Annotated in this window: 23 protein-coding genes; 2 read left to right on the forward strand and 21 right to left on the reverse strand. The window is 29.4% G+C overall.

Annotation, left to right across the window (positions count from 1 at the left end; all coding sequences use genetic code 11):
* Positions 1-311: 311 nt before the first annotated feature.
* From MEVAN_RS08430 to MEVAN_RS08440, 3 genes are all read right to left on the reverse strand, one after another.
* The gene (locus tag MEVAN_RS08430) at positions 312-2,900 is read right to left on the reverse strand and encodes a KAP family P-loop NTPase fold protein (protein WP_012066445.1); all 2,589 of its coding nucleotides are present in this window, start codon (positions 2,898-2,900) and stop codon (positions 312-314) included.
* Positions 2,901-2,927: 27 nt separating this feature from the next.
* Positions 2,928-3,668 (reverse strand): minichromosome maintenance protein MCM, encoded by a 741-nt coding sequence (locus MEVAN_RS08435; protein ID WP_012066446.1) that lies wholly within the window; start codon positions 3,666-3,668, stop codon positions 2,928-2,930.
* A 129-nt stretch (positions 3,669-3,797) separates the two neighbouring features.
* Complete coding sequence (locus MEVAN_RS08440) at positions 3,798-4,742, reverse strand: hypothetical protein (RefSeq protein ID WP_048059192.1); 945 nt, start codon at positions 4,740-4,742, stop codon at positions 3,798-3,800.
* 330 nt (positions 4,743-5,072) lie between these two features.
* Here MEVAN_RS08440 and MEVAN_RS08445 point away from each other — a divergent pair, with 330 nt between their 5' ends.
* Positions 5,073-5,441, forward strand: coding sequence for a hypothetical protein (locus MEVAN_RS08445; RefSeq protein WP_012066448.1), 369 nt, complete (start codon positions 5,073-5,075; stop codon positions 5,439-5,441).
* Positions 5,442-5,576: 135 nt separating this feature from the next.
* Here MEVAN_RS08445 and MEVAN_RS08450 read toward each other — a convergent pair whose 3' ends face one another.
* The 14 genes from MEVAN_RS08450 to MEVAN_RS08495 all read right to left on the reverse strand — a co-directional run bounded on the left by MEVAN_RS08450 (position 5,577) and on the right by MEVAN_RS08495 (position 14,138).
* Positions 5,577-6,842: a hypothetical protein gene (locus MEVAN_RS08450; RefSeq protein WP_156769211.1), complete on the reverse strand. Its 1,266-nt coding sequence runs from the start codon at positions 6,840-6,842 to the stop codon at positions 5,577-5,579.
* An 87-nt stretch (positions 6,843-6,929) separates the two neighbouring features.
* The gene (locus MEVAN_RS08455; protein WP_011971916.1) at positions 6,930-7,331 is read right to left on the reverse strand and encodes a DUF2283 domain-containing protein; all 402 of its coding nucleotides are present in this window, start codon (positions 7,329-7,331) and stop codon (positions 6,930-6,932) included.
* Positions 7,324-7,620, reverse strand: coding sequence for a hypothetical protein (locus MEVAN_RS08460; protein ID WP_012066450.1), 297 nt, complete (start codon positions 7,618-7,620; stop codon positions 7,324-7,326). Before MEVAN_RS08460 ends, MEVAN_RS08455 begins: the two co-directional genes overlap by 8 nt.
* 1,248 nt (positions 7,621-8,868) lie before the next feature.
* Positions 8,869-11,067 carry a hypothetical protein gene (locus MEVAN_RS08465; RefSeq protein WP_012066451.1) on the reverse strand — a complete coding sequence of 733 codons (2,199 nt, stop codon included), beginning with the start codon at positions 11,065-11,067 and terminating at the stop codon, positions 8,869-8,871.
* 9 nt (positions 11,068-11,076) lie between these two features.
* Entirely contained in the window at positions 11,077-12,045 is a 969-nt protein-coding gene (locus tag MEVAN_RS08470; RefSeq protein WP_012066452.1) for a tyrosine-type recombinase/integrase, read from the reverse strand.
* Positions 12,046-12,078: 33 nt separating this feature from the next.
* Positions 12,079-12,237 (reverse strand): hypothetical protein, encoded by a 159-nt coding sequence (locus tag MEVAN_RS08955; RefSeq protein ID WP_156769212.1) that lies wholly within the window; start codon positions 12,235-12,237, stop codon positions 12,079-12,081.
* A gap of 2 nt (positions 12,238-12,239) precedes the next feature.
* Positions 12,240-12,416 (reverse strand): hypothetical protein, encoded by a 177-nt coding sequence (locus MEVAN_RS08960; RefSeq protein WP_156769213.1) that lies wholly within the window; start codon positions 12,414-12,416, stop codon positions 12,240-12,242.
* Positions 12,413-12,577 (reverse strand): hypothetical protein, encoded by a 165-nt coding sequence (locus MEVAN_RS08965; protein ID WP_156769214.1) that lies wholly within the window; start codon positions 12,575-12,577, stop codon positions 12,413-12,415. Before MEVAN_RS08965 ends, MEVAN_RS08960 begins: the two co-directional genes overlap by 4 nt.
* Before the next feature lies 1 nt (position 12,578).
* Complete coding sequence (locus MEVAN_RS08475; RefSeq protein ID WP_012066453.1) at positions 12,579-12,794, reverse strand: hypothetical protein; 216 nt, start codon at positions 12,792-12,794, stop codon at positions 12,579-12,581.
* Positions 12,795-12,803: 9 nt separating this feature from the next.
* A complete protein-coding gene (locus tag MEVAN_RS09010; RefSeq protein WP_012066454.1) occupies positions 12,804-12,953 on the reverse strand; it encodes a hypothetical protein in 150 nt (49 codons plus the stop codon).
* On the reverse strand, positions 12,950-13,159 hold the full coding sequence (locus MEVAN_RS08480) for a hypothetical protein (protein ID WP_048059194.1): 210 nt from the start codon (positions 13,157-13,159) through the stop codon (positions 12,950-12,952). Before MEVAN_RS08480 ends, MEVAN_RS09010 begins: the two co-directional genes overlap by 4 nt.
* Positions 13,160-13,172: 13 nt before the next feature.
* Positions 13,173-13,403 carry a hypothetical protein gene (locus tag MEVAN_RS08485; protein ID WP_012066455.1) on the reverse strand — a complete coding sequence of 77 codons (231 nt, stop codon included), beginning with the start codon at positions 13,401-13,403 and terminating at the stop codon, positions 13,173-13,175.
* Positions 13,404-13,422: 19 nt separating this feature from the next.
* Positions 13,423-13,908, reverse strand: a complete 486-nt coding sequence (locus tag MEVAN_RS08490; protein WP_012066456.1) for a hypothetical protein — start codon at positions 13,906-13,908, stop codon at positions 13,423-13,425.
* 26 nt (positions 13,909-13,934) lie between these two features.
* Positions 13,935-14,138, reverse strand: a complete 204-nt coding sequence (locus MEVAN_RS08495) for a DUF2080 family transposase-associated protein (protein ID WP_012066457.1) — start codon at positions 14,136-14,138, stop codon at positions 13,935-13,937.
* A 202-nt stretch (positions 14,139-14,340) separates the two neighbouring features.
* Between MEVAN_RS08495 and MEVAN_RS08500 the strand changes: the two genes are divergently transcribed.
* Positions 14,341-14,712, forward strand: coding sequence for a winged helix-turn-helix transcriptional regulator (locus MEVAN_RS08500; RefSeq protein WP_048059195.1), 372 nt, complete (start codon positions 14,341-14,343; stop codon positions 14,710-14,712).
* Positions 14,713-14,860: 148 nt separating this feature from the next.
* Here MEVAN_RS08500 and MEVAN_RS08505 read toward each other — a convergent pair whose 3' ends face one another.
* The 4 genes from MEVAN_RS08505 to MEVAN_RS08520 all read right to left on the reverse strand — a co-directional run bounded on the left by MEVAN_RS08505 (position 14,861) and on the right by MEVAN_RS08520 (position 17,684).
* Entirely contained in the window at positions 14,861-16,510 is a 1,650-nt protein-coding gene (locus MEVAN_RS08505; RefSeq protein WP_012066459.1) for a hypothetical protein, read from the reverse strand.
* 102 nt (positions 16,511-16,612) lie between these two features.
* On the reverse strand, positions 16,613-16,915 hold the full coding sequence (locus MEVAN_RS08510) for a type II toxin-antitoxin system RelE/ParE family toxin (protein WP_012066460.1): 303 nt from the start codon (positions 16,913-16,915) through the stop codon (positions 16,613-16,615).
* Complete coding sequence (locus MEVAN_RS08515; RefSeq protein ID WP_012066461.1) at positions 16,912-17,160, reverse strand: DUF2683 family protein; 249 nt, start codon at positions 17,158-17,160, stop codon at positions 16,912-16,914. The genes MEVAN_RS08510 and MEVAN_RS08515 overlap by 4 nt, the downstream gene beginning before the upstream one ends.
* Positions 17,161-17,306: 146 nt before the next feature.
* A complete protein-coding gene (locus MEVAN_RS08520; RefSeq protein ID WP_048059196.1) occupies positions 17,307-17,684 on the reverse strand; it encodes a DUF2283 domain-containing protein in 378 nt (125 codons plus the stop codon).
* Positions 17,685-17,873: the final 189 nt, after the last annotated feature.

The raw sequence follows: 17,873 nt of genomic DNA on the forward strand, positions 1-17,873 counted from the left end.
CGAAGTTACTGTTACTACTATAAGCACTGCCGTGCAGATTTTGAAAAATATCTTCGAAAGGTTGTACGCTCGGCAAGAACTGTTGCCGAGCTACTGCTTGAAAATAAACATTTGTGCCTAGGGCAGTATGAATTGGTTTTGGCAGGTTTACATCCTAAACCACCAAAAGGAGTCGAATTTCATTGCATATGGAGTTTTCGCCCTTTCGGGGCGCTTCGCTCGAAAACATCCTAAGCAATGAAATTCATAGGTTTTCGTGTGGTCGTTGGTCGGATAGGATATAAATTAGGGTTTGGCGTTAGTGCCGGTGCTCACTTTAAAGCGGGATTTTTATAATAATATGTATTTTCAATAAATAGATTAATTTTTTCAATAGAAATCTCGTCAAGTTGAGTAAATGCTCTTAGTTTCGGGATTCTAGTTATTTTTTCATATAGTTTCGGGCCTTCTCCAGACGGCAGGTGTGAAGCTATTTCTTTTATTAGTAATTCACTGAGTCCACTAATTAAAAATCCACATTCGGGCTCATTTAACTCAGATATTATTTTTGAAATTTGGAGGAAATTACCGTGATGTATATTTAATATTTCATGTTTGATATTGTCATACTTGATTTCTTTGAATTTTTGATATGTATTAAATGGGGCAATGGACGCTAGATACTGTTCAACAAGTAAACTATATTTTTCAAGTATGTTTTTGTTAATATCATGCAAATATTTTGCATTTTGATTAATATATGGGTCAGATTTATCATCTATGCCTGTTAATATCGTTAAATGTTCTGGAGGAGTAATTTCACGAAGGTTGAGTTCAGCATATACATTTTTCATGTCTTTTTTTAACAATGTTAACGTTGCACCAATATTGACTCCCGAAAGATCCTTTACATTTTTCATACAGTCCAAAATGAGGTCATGGTCAATATTTTCCAATATAAAAAGCATCTGTTCTTTGTTAATTCCCGAAAGAATGGCTTCAATCGTCTCAAAATGTTTAACCTCATCAAAAGTATAGAGTTCATTGATAATTTCTACCAATTTGTTATTTTCAAGATATTCAAAATCTAAATTTATTAATTCGTCAGGGGAATAAACATCAGTTAACCGATCATTTTTATTTTTAGATCTTCTAATTATTTCGTCAATAACCAGATATGAATCATTACTTTTTTTCAAAGAATTTATTAAAATATGAGTATTCATTATGAGGTCATCGCTAGTTGGTGAAAATAAGTCATGTAATCCCCTAACGATTTGTCCTGAAATATACTTTTTTGAATAGTGTTTTACATGTTCTAATGAATAAATAAGCCCATTTGCAATTATTGTTCTATTTTTCGGAGGTACTCGATATAGTGAGTTGCCGTTATTTTGTAATTTTAGGATATACCGTTCTAGACGATCACTTTTTGATAATTTGTGCAAAAAACCTTCAAAATCTTTTTCAGTGAGTCCTTGTTTTTTATATAATTCTAATTCATACGTCTGAAATTCATGTTCTGATTTACAATACATAAAATAATTGTTGAATGAGTTTTCCCCGTAAATCCTGTTTTCAGGGTTTCCGTCACGTGTATCAAGTATTGCAAATTCTTTAATTGCAGAATTAGGAAATAAAACGGTTAATAATTGATAAACATCATCTGCATCGATCGAACGGTAATTTTTCAAGTATTCGTTGATTTTATTTTTGTAATATTTATGATCGTATCCCGAACCACCTAATACGCACGTTCCATCAAATACAGAATAACCTACAAAAAGTTCTTTATTATGTTTTACCCAATCGTAAATTTCGGGCGTAAAAACTTGCAAAGCAGTTAAAACAATTAAATCTATTTTATTAACTTGATTTTTTAGAAGATTCCAATTAAAATTAAAAATAGAGATATATCTATTCACATCTCGAATATTTTTGATCATGTTGCTAAAGCACAAGGGATAAAATTCAAAGTATTGGGGTATATCTCGAGGATTTTCTCCAATTATATTTTTTATTTCTTCTTCCAAAATGTTTTCTAAATCTAATGTATGGGGTTCAGGCATTTTTATTGGAAATTGTATAATTTTTTCAAGATAGTGCATCCCATATCCATTTTGATGATTTTCTAAAGCATTAGATACAATTTTTTCATCAAATGATAGGACGTAAGTTATATTTTTAAAATCAGCAAGGCATTTTACAAGATGGAGTATTTGACCGATTTCTCTGTCATTCAGTCTATCCATGTCATCCATAATAACCAAGATTCTGAATGGCAAGTTTTCGAATTTTTTGTCTAATTTCTTTTTTACGGTTACGATGTCGGTAGGTTGTCTGTATCCCTTCAATATTACGGATAAACATTTAGTGATTATTTTTCCAATTGTGACCGTAATTGTAAGGATTGGATTCAGTGTAATGAATTCAGGACTCATTTTTTCTAAATATTTATCAATACTAGATACCAATCCCCACATAACCCCAAAAATTTTTCCAATCCAATCTTTTATATTTTCTAATATGGATTGACGTGTTTTCAATGATTCCGAAAGACATTTAAAGAAATTTAATATTAAATCATCAGTTTCCGTAAAATACCACGGATTAAATTTTATAGTAAGCATATTACATTTTTCAATTCTTTTGAGTTTTATAAATCTTTTAATTCGGTTTTGTTTAGAATTTTTGCATTCATTAATTTTTTCTTTAAAATCATTTTCTAGAATTTCCAAAGATTTATCAATCGAAAAGGATTTCCCTGAACCCCATGATCCATAAAGTCCAACAACAAATCCATTTTTTTCATTATCTTGCCAGTTCATTATTTCTGCAAGACTTTTATGAAATCCTTCTCTTTCAAGAAGGTCTTTTTTTTCAGGATTGTTTATCTCCATTAAAATATTGTTATTTCCCAAAATTCCCCCCCCTCTTTATGTAAGTCTTTATTTTTCATCTTCAATTTTTTCTGCATATATTCCTTTGATTATGATATCAAATACGCCAGTTTTTTTATTCGGTCTTAAATACGGGATCCCAATGATTCGGAAAATTCCGTTATATATCCCAGGTGAATTTTTTAATATTATTTCTTGTTCTATATTCGAAGTACTTTTTGATAAAAACTCTTTATTAATTGATATTAAGGTTAATTCTTGAAAATCTTCGTATTTAGATTCACTCTGCATAAGAAACATTTTTTGACTACATTTTGGACAAGTTCTTTCCAAACTGGTTTCAAAAGGATTTTCAATTTTAAATATGGCCGAGTTTCCACAAGTTGTACATGTCAATGCTAAATTTGTAATTCCAGAAACAATTTTCTTTGTACTTTTAATTTTTCCGTCAATTTCAATTAATTTTCCAACATGGCAGGTATTAATTTCGTGAATCTCTATTTTGGATAGTAATTCTTTAGGAATATTTTTTATACTGGCCGTTATATTTATTCTTTCACAGTTATAGTCCCAAAATGCTTCATTGTAACATTTTTCAAGTAGGCAAATCCCTTCATCAGGGTAATTTATAATATATTCTAAAATGGCATTACCTAACGGAGATTTATGGAATAAATCGTTTAAATCCATAGTAACTATGTTTTTTTCTTTTGTTAAGTTTTCAAAATGAAATTCTTTTAAATAACTGATAATTTCCGGTTCAAAATTTAAAGTTTGACTATTCCGCACATTCTCACCATAAAAATAATAGTTAAAATAGTGGCGATTTATATATTAATTATTATCTAAATTTAAAAAAGAGTAATTTCAATAAAAAATATTTTAAAATAGTTTATTTTGGGGTAGTTAAATGGTATTTTAATCAATATATCCCAACGCTACAAGATTTAATAATAAATTTTCAACTTCTTCTCCACTATTTAATTGGATAAACGTATATTGGTAATATGGATAAGGTTCCGAGTTTGGGTACAATTCCCTACAAAATTCAATTCCTGATGGCATTTTTATATTGTATTTTTTAATATCTTCATGACTGTATAATATATCTATAAATTCATTAATTCGAATACTTTCTTCCTTATAAATTGCGGTTTTTAAAACCCATTTTCCAGCACTATCCTTAAAATATATCTTTTTCAGCTTTAGTGCCTCTATCATCCATTTTAATCGATTATCTTTAATAAATTTTAAATAATTTTTGTATTTGGTCTGATCCGGTTTTTTCGGCATTTTTTCTATTTTTGAGTCGATTATATCTTTTAATTTTTCAAAATATTTGTTTTCTAAATTTTTAAATTCCTCACGGTACGAAAACATTTTTGCCATGTCCCGGGAGTAATCGCTCCATTTTGGTGTTACGACTGATTCAGCCGTTTCATTTTTAATAATTTTTGCAATTTTTAACATGTCCCTATGATACAGGTCTAGTGATTTTGAAGTGTTTCCTAGTGTTCCAATTCCATTTTTTGCTAAAAAGTATAAAATATACCATTTAGAAATTTTAGCGGAGTTATCGAGTATTTTTTTCAAATTTAATTCAATATCTTCAAGAGTTTTCCAGGGGCCCGTTATATCTTGAACGACGTCAAAAATTTTAAGTCTTTTTTCAAAAAATGTTTCATCATCAAAAAAATAATAATATAATTTATTCATTAAATAATTAAATTCCTCAGCATCCTTATTTCTGCCATTATTAACAGATTCCTTGTAATGTATTTCCCAATAAGATTTTGGGGTCCAAATATCATTTAGGTCTGTTTTTTTAATTTCTTCAAGGTACTTAAGATATTTTTTCTCCAAATTATCCTCCCCCACACTATCCGCTAATAAAATGAACATTGTATATTAATAAAACTTATTTTTGGTGCATTTAATATTATTGGTTAAGTTACAACATAACCGGACTAACAAAAAGAAATCATTACTTAAAAATATATATTGTAGAGTAAATAGTTCAAAGACTGACAAAAATATGCCGAATACCGCAGGGGTGGAATTATTCTATTCAAAGTAAAAAAGAATACTGATCTAGAATATGCAATTAAAAAAGCATTTTATGCGAAAGATTTGTTATTGGAACGAATTAGATATGCGGTGGATGACTATATCCCTAATGGGGATTTTTTATATTTGCATGGTGGGGAGGATAGTTTAGACTATACTGATTATATGCCCATCTCATTGGATAGTTTTGGATCGAAATATAAAAAAGATATTCCAAAAGGTGTTGAATGGGACTATAGTGCAGGAATGTACTGGTGGAGTATTAATAAAGGGAAAAAGAGCAGTGAAATATTAAAACAGATCGGAGATCGTACACAAAAAAAAGAGATGTTTGAAATATTGGATATTATCGGCATACCTACCGATGAAAAATCTTGGAAATTTGGCTGTTTTAAGGTTTTACGTAATGAGGATGGATATACCTTGGATGTATATGGTGGCGAGGAATATATTTCTGAAGATAAGCTTGCAGGTAAACTGGAAAAAATATCTTGAAATTTCTATTCATAACTTTTAAATAAATTCTTTTTAGCAGTATGTTTCAAGAGACTACAATTTATATTTTTTATCCAGATCTTGAATTGATATATGATTTAAAATTTTATTTTGAAAACAGTCTTAATTTAAAAATCATTTTAAATGTTTATTTCTAAATTCTTCATAAATTATGGGCCTTATTTTTCTAAATTCGTCTAAATTTTGCCTGTTTTCAATATCCCAATTTCCGGCAGTAATATATCTTAACCATTCCGGAGTACTGGCTTTAACTTTTCTTACTCTTAAATCGTATTCAAAAGGTTCAAAGAGTTTAATTTTTGAATCAGAAGGATCAACTATCCAAACTTTTAAATTTTCATTTCTAACCATCGCATTATACAATCGGATATTAACATGTTCATCGCAGAAGCTGTATCCTACAACTATTATTTCGTCTAAATTATCTAATATCTGGTCGATCAAAGCTAATTTTTCTTCGCCCGGTTTTGGATTTACTGTTTTACTAAATTTATGACCGCCCATTTTAATTGAATTTCTTAAAAACTGGATTTCCCCGTCCATACCACTTACAGATAATTCATTAAGGGTATTTATTTTCAATCCATTAAAAAAATATTTCATTTCAGTTTTCTTGGATACTATTTTAAGGTAATCAAGGGCAGTATCTGAATTTTTAATGTCCAACTGAATTATAGTTTTACCCTCTTCAATATTATCAAAATCTCCATAAGAAAATTCGTTAATTGCACCATGTAATTTGATAAGATTTACCCCTTTACCACTTTTTATAAAGTTCATGTTTTCTAAACTTAAATCTTTACGGTCAACTGATCCAAATTCGAGTGTATTTTCAAAGTTTAAATTTGAAATTGGAAATTTTACTTTTGAAACAGACCCAAAACTAAGGGGGATCTTATTATCAATACACAAAAATTCAATTATGAGGTCATGATTTAATGATATAACCCATAATGGATCTTCACCAATAAACTTGCTAAAATCTTTGTAAAAATGCTTGTTTAGATGGTAAATTGGAAAATAGTGTATATGGTAAGCATAAAATAGATATGAAATAATGTCTAAAATCTTTCCACGTGTATATTCACAAGTAAGCCGGTATTCTTTAGAAATGTCATGTGAACGGATTATATCTTCAATGTCTTTTAAAAATTCTTCGTAATTTAATGAATTGTTACATTTATGTTTTTTAAATAGTTCTGCAATGTCAAATAGTGCTTTTGAATCAGTTGGATTATCTTCGCCGTAAGGCTCATGTTTAGACCATGAATTAATATGATCTTTTAAACGAGTATTGTTATAAAAAAAGAAAAAATCTTTTGATACGTCATTAGCAAGGGGTATTCCTAAATCATATGAAAAACCCGCCCCTATCAACAATCCTTTTCGAATTTTAACCACCCTATAAAGAAATAACTAAAAAAATGTTAAAAATTAAAATAAAAAATCTAAAAAAATAAAAAAGATTTAAGCAACTGCACTTGTCGCTTGAATGTTAAATGATTCATTTGAGAGTCCGTATTCATTAAGTGTTTTTGCGTTTATTGATTTTTCAAAGTGTTTGTTTCTTTTTAAAACGTCTAAAATTATGTTTATCTGAACAGTTTCCTTATAAACTTCTATAAGTCCGCTAGTTCCAACAATATTACTTAAATCAAATTTATTTAATCCAAAAGTTTCCGAAGCATCAATTATTTCAACGCCAGTAATTAATTTTTCCCCTGTTTTAGTTATTCCCATGTCTAAATAGATGTTATCTACTTCAATTGTGTGGTCGTATTCTGCTTCAATATTTTTTCTTTTAATATACATTGCATCAGCTAGAGGATCATAGTCTAAAGTTACATCCTTACCTTCGAATTTACTCATGTTTTGTCCTCCGTTTAGTTTCTTGGGGAATTGGCGAAATAAAGTAGAATTTGTTAAATCTGTATGAAATAACAAGTATAATGTCTTTTTTTAAATCGTACTCGTAGTATAATTTAAATGTATCAAAATTTTGATTAATTATTCCTTTACACTTTTTAGTTTTAAGTATATTATAAAGTTCATCGAATTTAAAATTTCTTTCTTTTAACCTTTGAACAAAGTGATCAGTTAGTTCATAGTTGTTTTCAGAAAGTGTTTTTAAAATTTCTAAAAATTCTTCAATTTCCATTTTTTCACGAATAATTAGTACTTATCTATCATATTATTTTTTTAGTATATTAAAATAGTTGTTTTTATTTTAAAAATGTTTTTTGAACTATTTTTAACTTTTTAATTAATTTAACCTTTCAAAACACAAATCCTGTAAGGTATGACTAAAATTTAACTCGTCCTCGTGCATTTCCTTCGTTATTTTTAGTAAATGGCATAAACTTTTAAATCGGTTTTTTTAACTAAGTTATTTTAAGTTAATATGGCTTAAAATAAGCTTATTTTTATTAAATTTTAATGTGGGGTCATATTTCCGGTCTGCTAATCCCGTTACGCTCTGCGTAACCCGAGTTCAAATCTCGGTCTCCGCGTTTTCTTTTTTGAGTAATAAATTAAGTTAGAAAACTTAACTTTTATCAAAATTTTTTCGGTTTAACGACGGGACTAAATACTGTCTTTATTTTAGTCCTATGTATTTTTGAAATACAGTATTAGTTTTTGAAAAAATTAAAGTATTTTTTTAAAATATTCACGTTTGTAAATACTGGTTTTTAAAACTCGTGAGGTTTTCAGACTTTTTATTCCAAAGGAATATTTTGGTAGGCCCGTAATAATACAATCAAAACATAGTAATAATATTTGTAACCAAGATGTAACCAGAATGTTTAAAATACGTTAAATCACGTATAAAAAATAGGCAAAATACGACAGTCAAATTTGATAACTGACTTTATGAATACCGCTAATATAAACACAGCTAAATAAAATACCAATATTAAATGCGTATTTTTCATAATTTTTTTACAAATTTTTTTCTTTTACTCACGCTTACTGATTTTTTTGGTTACAAAGTTACACCAAAAAAACAAGGAAAAATATTAATTTAAAATCAATTTAAATCGTTGTGTGGTCTTAAAAATGTAACCGTTACATCAGGTTACAAAGTTACAAATTTTTCGCTTCAAAATAATACTAAATAATACAAATCCGGAAAAACAGTACAAAAAGATTAGAAAAATATTTTTAATTTCTAAAAATAGAAATGTAACTTTGTAACTTTTCATTAGAAGTTACAAAGTAACATGGTTTATAGGGTTTGTTTAATAATCTAAGGAGTTTTAGCAATGTAACTTTGTAACCATGAAAAACTTAATTTTTCTTAAACAAAAATAGTTTTTAGAAAAAAATAATGGATCCGAAAAAATCGGGATTAAAAGTTACTAAAAATTGGTTACAAAATACCAGGATTTGAAAAGTGTTAAAAAAGTTATTCTAATTTTTCCTGGATTGGTCTTTCAATTAGTTTATACAGGTACTCTTTTGGTTTTACAACAATCTTTCCAACCATGTTTTCAAGTAATTCGAGAGATTTTTCTTTAGGTATTCCATGTGCGAGTTCTAATTTTAATGTAATTTCTGCTTCATGAACATGATCTTTTTCTTCCTGGAATTCCTTCATCGTATCAACAATGATTTCACTTATGATCTGGTCATCGGGATGTTCAGTAAATTCTTCAGTTATTGGAATCCAAACTGCTTTTTGTGGTTTCTTTGTTCCAAGAACCCTTGTTGCTTTAACTTCAAAACCATGCGCGTTAAATTCAGAAAGCGTTTTTATTCCCGTATCGCCAAGTTCAATAAAATTCAATCCTTTTGCAGTTAAAACAATGTGATAATTCTCAATTTTATCTTTTTTAATGTAAATTCCGTATTTTTCAAGCTGCTTTACTCCAACAAAATAATTGGCTCCTTCTGGCTCTGCAATGTAGTCTAAAATGTTGTATTTGATACCTGATTCAACCCATTCAGATAATTTTAAAACTTCTTTAATGACTGATTTCTTAACTGAGTCTTTTGAAGTGTAGATATTGCTGTTTCCATAAACTATCGTTTTTGATGGTTCATATTCAAGTTCAAACTCTTTAAAGATAAATTTTGCAATCTCTCGTCCAATCATTATGACGTTATCGTTTGCATTTTCCCTTGAAGAATCAAATTCCAATGTATCAACATGTTCTTTGATTTTTTCAATATTTTTGTAGATATACGCCCCTAAAAGTGGCATTTTATCTAATAATTTGTTTCCAATCTGTTCATTATTAACTAAATCATAATCATAAGCACTTAAAACAATAAACCTGTCAACGAGTGCAGGATCAAACTCTCTAAACTGGTTTGTTGATATAATAAATGGCCTTCTTAAAAGGAAGTTATAGTCTTCTTTTTCGGTTTCCTTATTTCCCCTTGTAATTATTGCTTCGTCTTTTGTACCAATCTGTTTTAAAATATCAACAAGTCTTTCTGGAAATTCTTTTAATTCATCAAACCACATTGGCAAGTTTACATACTGCTCTTTTGCAAGTTTTGCAATACTTCCCTTTAAATCGTCATTTGAATAGGTATCTGTTGTATTTAGGAGTAATTTATTAAATACAATGTTCATTCTCGCAGTTTTTCCAATTCCCTGTTTTCCAATAATTAAAAGATATGGAAATTTGTCAAGTCTTTTTGTCTTTCCAGTTTCTTTGTTTAAGAGATCATACCTAAAGAGTGATGACAACGAATATTCAAAAATTATTTTTGTAAAGTCTTCAGCTCCAAAGTATTCTTTAAGAAGCTCTAAAGTATCTTTAATTTCATCTCGTTTGTATTTCATTGAAAGCATTTTTTTAAAATCTCTTGCTCTCAAACTTTCTTTTTGTAATTCCCAACCGTTTAATATAATCTTATCTTTTCCGTAGTATCCATAAGCTACGGTTCGTTTGATAACTTTCTTTGTGTCATCATAACGCTTTATAATGTAGTCGTAAATCCTTCCGTATTCATTTAAAAATTTGATATAGTTGAAATTCCCTGAAGGTTTTACTGCAGTAATAAAATTATCAAAATAACTTATTTCGTCGTTTAAATCGATTTCATTATCCTTAATAATTAATTTCTTCTGGGTTTCGAATGTTCTTCCGTTAAAGTATGTAACGTTTTCAATTTTTGGTTTTGTATATGCTGCAATTGCTTTAGAATCTTTAATTCTGTCTCCTTCATCTCGAATTAAATATTCTATTGCGTAAAGATTTTTTATTTCATTAAATTCTAAATTCCTTGATTCTTCACAGATTTCTTTAAAGAGGCTTCTTTCGCTTATTTCTACAGTTCCTTCGAGTCCTTTGAATTCAACTTTCACTCCAGGTATTTTCAAAGTTTTGTAAACACGATGATAGATTGATGTAAGATCACTACCTTTTGGGAAAACTTCTAAAATATGTTCTTTTTTAAGCTCGTATTTTTCTGAAAATTCGTCCAAATCAAAGATAAATATATTATCAACGACTTTCTTTTCAGCTGCGTATTTTTCAGATAAGTCCCAAACTTTTTCTATTAATTCTATACGTTTTGCACTTTTTTCTGCTAGTTCCTTTTGGGCTTCTTTGATAAGTACATCTTTTTGCACCTGGCTTATGCTCCTCATTTTCCCACCCTATAAAATCTTTTTAATTTGATTTAGCATTTTTTGCTGTCTTTCCTTAGAGTGGGAGTAGTATAGCGTAGTTTCAATGGACTTGTGACCGAGGTACTCTTTTACAATATCAATTGGCATACCTTTGTCCAGGAGATCTACTGCTCGACCATGTCTTAAACTGTGGATTACTACTCTTTTGTTATCCTGAAGTTTTCCCTTTTTCTTTAATTCTTTGACCGCATTTCGAAAAACATCGCTCGGACGGTTTCTTTTTAATGGTTCGCCCCTATAGGTTTGGAATAAGTTGTCTCCAGGGTTTTTCTTAATATTTGCTTTTAAACAGTAATTTACAAAATCTAACGTGTCTTTTGAGCAGGTAACGATTCTTTCTTCTTTTCCTTTGGTGTCTCTTAATCTGAATTCCCCTTTTTCTAAATCACTGTCCCCATATTTTAGATTCAAGGCTTCAGAAACTCTTGCACCCGTATCCCATAAAAACCGGATTATCATTGCATCTCTAACTTTTGTAGTGCTTCTTGATTCTAGAACTTCCATTAAAATCAAGTTTAAAATGTCTGCGCCTAATGAATCGTAATGCTTTATTTCAAAACTCGAAAATCTTTTCCTATCTTCACTTTCATTTTTAAAGTCGTTTAGGTTTTCGAGTCTCATTAGTTTGTAAAACACTTTTAAAACGTCGTAGTATCTTTTTTGGGTATTTCTTGAAAGTTTCCTTTCGTTTTCAAGGTAATTGAAGAATCTGACAAAGTCCGAGTTTTCCATATCATTCGGTTCTTTTTCGAGCCGTTCGTATCCAAAATTTAAGAATACTTTTAAACGGTTGAGGTCCCCTTCGATAGTACTTTCTTTTATTCCGTCAAATTCTCGTTCTGAAACGTATTTATCAATCCATTTTTTTAATTTGGGCGTTTCTTTGATTTCTTCTTTTTTCGGATTTAATAAGATAAGATTTTTAATATTTTGCATGATAATTCCCCGTTAGCTAATTTTGTAGTGTTTTTAGTAGGATAGGCGCTTTCCGCCGTCCTCATCTTCGAAAATTGTTATTTTAAGTTTACAAAAATTACAGAATACTTCATAACGTGCCCCTAATGGCCACTTTTCCAGTTTAGTTCCTTCATGTTCGATCCATGTTCCGCACACGGGACATTTTATCATAATTATTCCCCCTCTGGAAGTTTCCACTTGTGGATTGCGTCAGGAACAAAAACTAATGCTGTTGATATGCTTTTTAAGTCCTCAGACCAATAGCATGTCTTTATAACCCAACCTCCTGGAACGTTCATTCTATGGGTAGCTGAACCTTGACAGATTTCGATTTTTTCCCAGATGTTCATTCTTTCACTTTTCGAGATTCTATGAATTTGTCAGCAACAGCATAGCAGTTTTCCGGAATGTCGCCTAAACTATCGAGTTCTATTAAACCAGTTTCAGAAAACCTCAGTTTATCTATCTGATTTATAAAAATAAGTCCTGCAAAAAAATCTCTAGCTTCCATTTTACCACCCTTCAATTCGTTTTAATAAGTTTTCGTATTCTTCTTTAACTTCCAACATTGCTGAAGCTTCGGGGGCATCTCCCGACCATTCACAAGATTTAATCTCTTTAAAAATCCTTTCAATCTTTTCAGTTAATGCTGTAATCAACATCTTTTTTTCTTCAGCAGTTATTTTTCCAGGGCAGTAACTGCAGGGTGTAGGTTGAATTACATCCATATTTTCCCCTCATTTCTGTTCGTATTTTTTAAAAATTTCTTCTAATTCCACTTTGAACTTATCAAAGTCTTTTCCTTTTACGTTAAATTCACGAAAGATTATTCCTTTAATGTCTGCATTTCCAGTTTCGTAATTTTCGACTTTTAAAATGTCAATCACGCTTTCACACCCATTACTTTTCTAAGAAGATTTAACGTCTTATTTTCCATTTTATCGATAATTTTGTAAGTTTTAACATCGTAACTCGAAAACCTTTCAGGTCCCGAACAGTTGTTTGCAAGTGCTACAAAATCCCCGTTTCTAAACTTTCGAAGAATCAAGTAGAACACTCCATTTTCCGCTTCTAAAAAATCACCTTCATTCACACCAATCCCTCGTTTAAGTGGTTAAATAGTCGTGTCTAATTGTTTTGTAAAATTTCTGTCTTCTTTTAACAGTTTTAGAATCGATCTTTCGCTTTGCAATTTGGTATTCGTCACGTCTTACAAGCCTTAACTCGTAGCCTTCATCTTTTAAAAATCTTGAAAGGTTTTCAATTTCTCTTTTACTTTGTTTAACGCCGTAGCTTTCTGGAATTTCCCCTTTGTAGATTAAATATTGAAATTTCATGTTTTTCCCCCGTAAAACCTTAAAAAATATCCCTCTTTACTTCTTCTCCGGTACTGCCCAAACAAAGTTTATACTTCTGGTTTGCAGCTTTTTTCGTCAAAGAATGCTCTTTCCCACATTTTTCACAAACATAGTTTTCACGATGTTCTGAATTGATTAAATCTGATCCGCAACTTTCACAGGTCAGCCTTGCATTATTAACGAGGTCTGTCGAAAGTTCAATAATTTCATATCTTTCAGGTCTTATTCTTGCGTAAAAATTCGGATCGTCTGCATAAATCGTTTTGTTTGCCCAGTCTGCAAGCCTTGCAGCTTCCCCACTGTTTTCACATATCGCAAGTGTTCTCCTGTCAATGTAGTGTTTGGTTTCCAAAAACGATTCAAAGCCGTTTTCTTTTAAAAACTCTAAAACTTCCTTTCCATCTATTTCCTGTTCTAAAATTTCCCCTAATGTTGTAGATTCTACTTGAATCACCGTGTAAGGCTGTAAGTTTTTTAAAATCAATTTTTCACCCGTAAAACTTTAAAAAATTAATTTTTTTCAAGTCCTAATTCTTCAGCAAGTTCGCTGTCCGGTTCAACGACCGTTACGATTAAGGTTTTTCCAATGTAGTCCTTTGGAAGTGACGGGTACATTGTTGCAGCGTTCCCATGAGCTACCGCGTAGCATACGAAGGACGGTAAAACTTCCCTTTCCTTTCTCCAACCTTTTTTGGTTATTTGAATAGCAATCACCTTTAAATTTTAAGTTAAATTTTGAATTTTAAAATTAATTTCTTTTATGAAGTAAATCACTATTGTGACTTATTTCACAATAGTGTATAATTATATAGCTATTTATAGTTTATGCTTTTTTGCACAATGTTGAAAAAAAAGACAATACTATTAAAATACCCAATCATTACACTTTTATTTAAAAGCAAAAAAAGGCAAGATGATGTTATTAAAACTCTTAACGAAAAAGAACGTTAGAGAAGTCTTAGAACTCTTGGCAAATCACGGGGAACTTTATTTTAGCGAGATATTTAAGACTTTAGAGATAAATCAAGGAACTTTAAACAAATTAATGACGGAACTTATTGAAAATGACATAGTTAAAAAAAGAACGGAAGAAGAAGAAGTTGCTCTTCCAAAAGCATACTATAGTTTAACTGATTATGGAAAGGACGTTCTTGAAGTTTACGACCTCGAAAAGAAATTGGAGGGTAAAAAATCTTCAGGAAATTCAAAAGAATCTTTAAAAATCAATATAGAAAACGTTGGCAGTAATAGCTTGAATAACAGTTTTAATTTCAGTTCAAAAAAGTAATAGCGCCAGTTTATGTTTTTATTTTTAAACGAGATTGTGTTTGTGAGTTTAAAAAGAGATTGTAATTAATATATTTAAGTGTTTGGTTGGGGAGTAAAAATTAGTTGTTTTTGGTGGGGGTATGGATTTTACGTGGCTTTAAGGAATATTATTCTTTCGATTGATTTTCTTTTAACTTTTTTAAAATTACTTCGAGATTTGCTATTTTTGAAATTTCAAGTTCAGATAAATCAAAATGTTTTACCGGATCAGATTTTTCTGAACTTTCTGAATTGCTGAAAAATACGCTGTCATAGGTAAATTCTATTTTTTTAGATTTTAAAATATCATTCAGTACTGAATGAACTGCATTATCGTCTAAATTATATAATTTTAATAAATATGCCACCACAGAACTATTATCGGATAAATCAAATATTAATAAAGATAAATAAAACTTTGTGGCTTCATAAATGTTTTTCCAAGCATATGATTTATTTTTGCCATTAGAATGGTGATATACTAATTTAAACAAATAAAGCTTATGAGTATTTATTATTAAATTTAAATCACGTTTTTCAACAGTTTCTTTTAAATTTAACGTCAAGTAGTTTATTCTAGACATATATGGATTTATAAAGTAAATATGATCGTTATTTGGGATCATTAAATTATCAAAAAGAACGTATAATGTATTTGCCATTTGGCTAATTATTCTCTTTAATTGATTTGGATTTTTTAGTGAATAATTTATTATATATTCGTAATAACTCAATACTATGAACAATAGTCCGTTTTTATTAAGGCTTTGTTTTTCATCCCTACCATCTAAATCTATTTCTAACGTGAATTTGTGAAATAGATCTATAAACTCATCCAATTCATTATCTGATAACACAAAGTTTCTATCTTGAATTTTTTTAAACATTTTGGATATTTTTTTAGATATTAACCGCATAGCCCATTTTGAATCCCCAATATCGAATCCTACATAACTTAAATTATAATATTTGTTTAAATAATACTTAAAAAATGATAAATAGGTTTTAAAATCTATTTTCTTAGCAATGTATAATTTATAAAATAAATTTTCAATTTCAGAATATTTATATTCTAATTTTGGTGAAACAGAAGTTAAATTGAAATCTTTTTTTAAAACGAGGTGGTCACACATACTGAATAGTACATTTATCGGAAAAAATGAAGTTTGATACATAAAATCGTTATTATATTTTAACACATCTTTTTCTATTTTTCTAACGTTTATTTTGTTAACAACATACTTTGAAAATGAGTATATGTCTATACTTGAAATGGCTACCAAAATAAAACTAATTAAAAGGAAAGTAGTGAATATAAAAAGAAAAATGGGTACGAGAACTAACAATGTACCAAATGGAAATAAATAACCCCAAAAATTTATAAAAACTAAGTTAACAAGTATCTCGCCATGATTTGACATTAAATACAATGCCAGCACATCCATTGAAAGTGCAAAAAAGTAAACTGCCAATATACTTTTAAACCTGCTATCATTTAAAAAAAGAAGTATGGAATCCATCCCGTATTTTGAAAGAATCGTTTGAAGAAGTATGAGTATAAAAGGAATCAATATTCCCAAAAATCCTGCCTGTATTTGTGTAATTATCGCAATTAACTCATAATAATCACCTAATGTACTTTCTGGAGTTAGTGCATACATCATTAATTTTATCGTTAAAATTGACACTATGAGCAAGTAAGAAAAACCTAAGAATGAATAATTTTTTAAAATTAAATCCCAAAATGAATCATTAAGTTTTTTGCCAAACCCGCCCATAAACTCCCCTCGATAAATATAATTAAATTTAATTTAAAGCGACTAAGATATTAAATTTTCGAATTGGGTTTTTTGAAAATGTGGGAAAAAAAGTAAAAAGAGTTATTTTTTTGATTTTTTCATCTTGTCATTCCATGAATACATTTCATCATGGTGACCGTAGTTGTCGATGTATATTACATTATTAACTTCATCAACAAAATAGAGAATAACAAAAGAATCATGAACATGCATATGCCTAAAACCGGCGAGTTCACCAGTCATTGGAATACCACGATTAGGATATTCAAGGATTTTATCAAGCGCGGAATCAATAGCATCTCCATGAACTTTATCTTTTTTAAAAATTTTTTGAAGTTTTTTCTGGACCCGTTTATCACGAATTGCTAATTTCATATCACTCATTCTAATCCCAAATGTTTTCTTCTGGATTTTTTATCCGTTATATCGATAAATTCAGTACTTTTACTGTGTTCTATTGTTTCTTTTACAAATGCAGGGTTATATTCTAAAGCTTCTTTACCGTAGCTTGCAAATTGAGAAATAAACATATCTATTGCGATAGATTTTTTAGGAATTGAATGTTGGGCCTTAAATATTTCAATAATCCTGTTTGAATCGTCGCTTAAATCGACCTGAACCTGAACCATATGTATCACCGTGATATACCTTATATCATTATGATATAGAGTATATCATCAGAGTATATAAAACTTGCAGATCATTGAAGCTAGGGAAAAAAGTTTTTTTATAACATTAGTTTGATTTTTGGATTTAAATGTTTTTTTGGTACAAACTACTCGGAAAATCTATAATGTGCTGAAAATTCAACAGTTTTTTCAAAAAGACTGTAGTCATTTATTTTAGATAATTTAAGCGACAAAAGACGTATTTTATCGTTTTTTAACACGTTTAAAGTAATATATACCTCAATATTTTCTTCAGTTATTTTAAAAAGAACATTCAAAGACTTAATCTCTTTTAAATCTGATTTTTCAACATCAAAGACTTTTGAAGCATCAGGAATCTCTATTCCTCGTAAATCCTGATTCTTTGAAATATCAATAAGAACATTCGAAAAATCCAAAGTTTGTTCATAAATTGAAGTCGAAAAAAATCTTAAGTAAAGTAGGTCCAAGAACGGATCATAAGAAAATGAAAATCTGTCTCGCATAGTTTCGCCTGATTTTTTAGGTTTAAGTAAAATCTGTTTTGTAAAATTTATAAAGTTATGGTAAACTTTTTTCAACTCCGTAATAATTCAATCAAGTATGGATAATAACTATATGACTAAAATGTGACCAAGATGTTAAAAAATACGTTAAATCACGTATGAAAAATAGGTAAAATACGACAGCCAAAA

The organism is Methanococcus vannielii SB, from assembly GCF_000017165.1.
Lineage (GTDB): Archaea > AGJL01 > Methanococci > Methanococcales > Methanococcaceae > Methanococcus > Methanococcus vannielii.

Bases quoted from the DNA above. Each gene is read 5' to 3' on its own strand.
- MEVAN_RS08455 (WP_011971916.1), bottom strand. From the start codon at position 7,331: ATGAGTAAATTCGAAGGTAAGGATGTAACTTTAGACTATGATCCTCTA.
- MEVAN_RS08460 (WP_012066450.1), bottom strand. From the start codon at position 7,620: ATGGAAATTGAAGAATTTTTAGAAATTTTAAAAACACTTTCTGAAAAC.
- MEVAN_RS08465 (WP_012066451.1), bottom strand. From the start codon at position 11,067: ATGAGGAGCATAAGCCAGGTGCAAAAAGATGTACTTATCAAAGAAGCC.
- MEVAN_RS08470 (WP_012066452.1), bottom strand. From the start codon at position 12,045: ATGCAAAATATTAAAAATCTTATCTTATTAAATCCGAAAAAAGAAGAA.
- MEVAN_RS08955 (WP_156769212.1), bottom strand. From the start codon at position 12,237: ATGATAAAATGTCCCGTGTGCGGAACATGGATCGAACATGAAGGAACT.
- MEVAN_RS08960 (WP_156769213.1), bottom strand. From the start codon at position 12,416: ATGAACATCTGGGAAAAAATCGAAATCTGTCAAGGTTCAGCTACCCAT.
- MEVAN_RS08965 (WP_156769214.1), bottom strand. From the start codon at position 12,577: ATGGAAGCTAGAGATTTTTTTGCAGGACTTATTTTTATAAATCAGATA.
- MEVAN_RS08475 (WP_012066453.1), bottom strand. From the start codon at position 12,794: ATGGATGTAATTCAACCTACACCCTGCAGTTACTGCCCTGGAAAAATA.
- MEVAN_RS08485 (WP_012066455.1), bottom strand. From the start codon at position 13,403: ATGAAATTTCAATATTTAATCTACAAAGGGGAAATTCCAGAAAGCTAC.
- MEVAN_RS08500 (WP_048059195.1), top strand. From the start codon at position 14,341: ATGTTATTAAAACTCTTAACGAAAAAGAACGTTAGAGAAGTCTTAGAA.
- MEVAN_RS08505 (WP_012066459.1), bottom strand. From the start codon at position 16,510: ATGGGCGGGTTTGGCAAAAAACTTAATGATTCATTTTGGGATTTAATT.
- MEVAN_RS08510 (WP_012066460.1), bottom strand. From the start codon at position 16,915: ATGAGTGATATGAAATTAGCAATTCGTGATAAACGGGTCCAGAAAAAA.
- MEVAN_RS08515 (WP_012066461.1), bottom strand. From the start codon at position 17,160: ATGGTTCAGGTTCAGGTCGATTTAAGCGACGATTCAAACAGGATTATT.
- MEVAN_RS08520 (WP_048059196.1), bottom strand. From the start codon at position 17,684: ATGCGAGACAGATTTTCATTTTCTTATGATCCGTTCTTGGACCTACTT.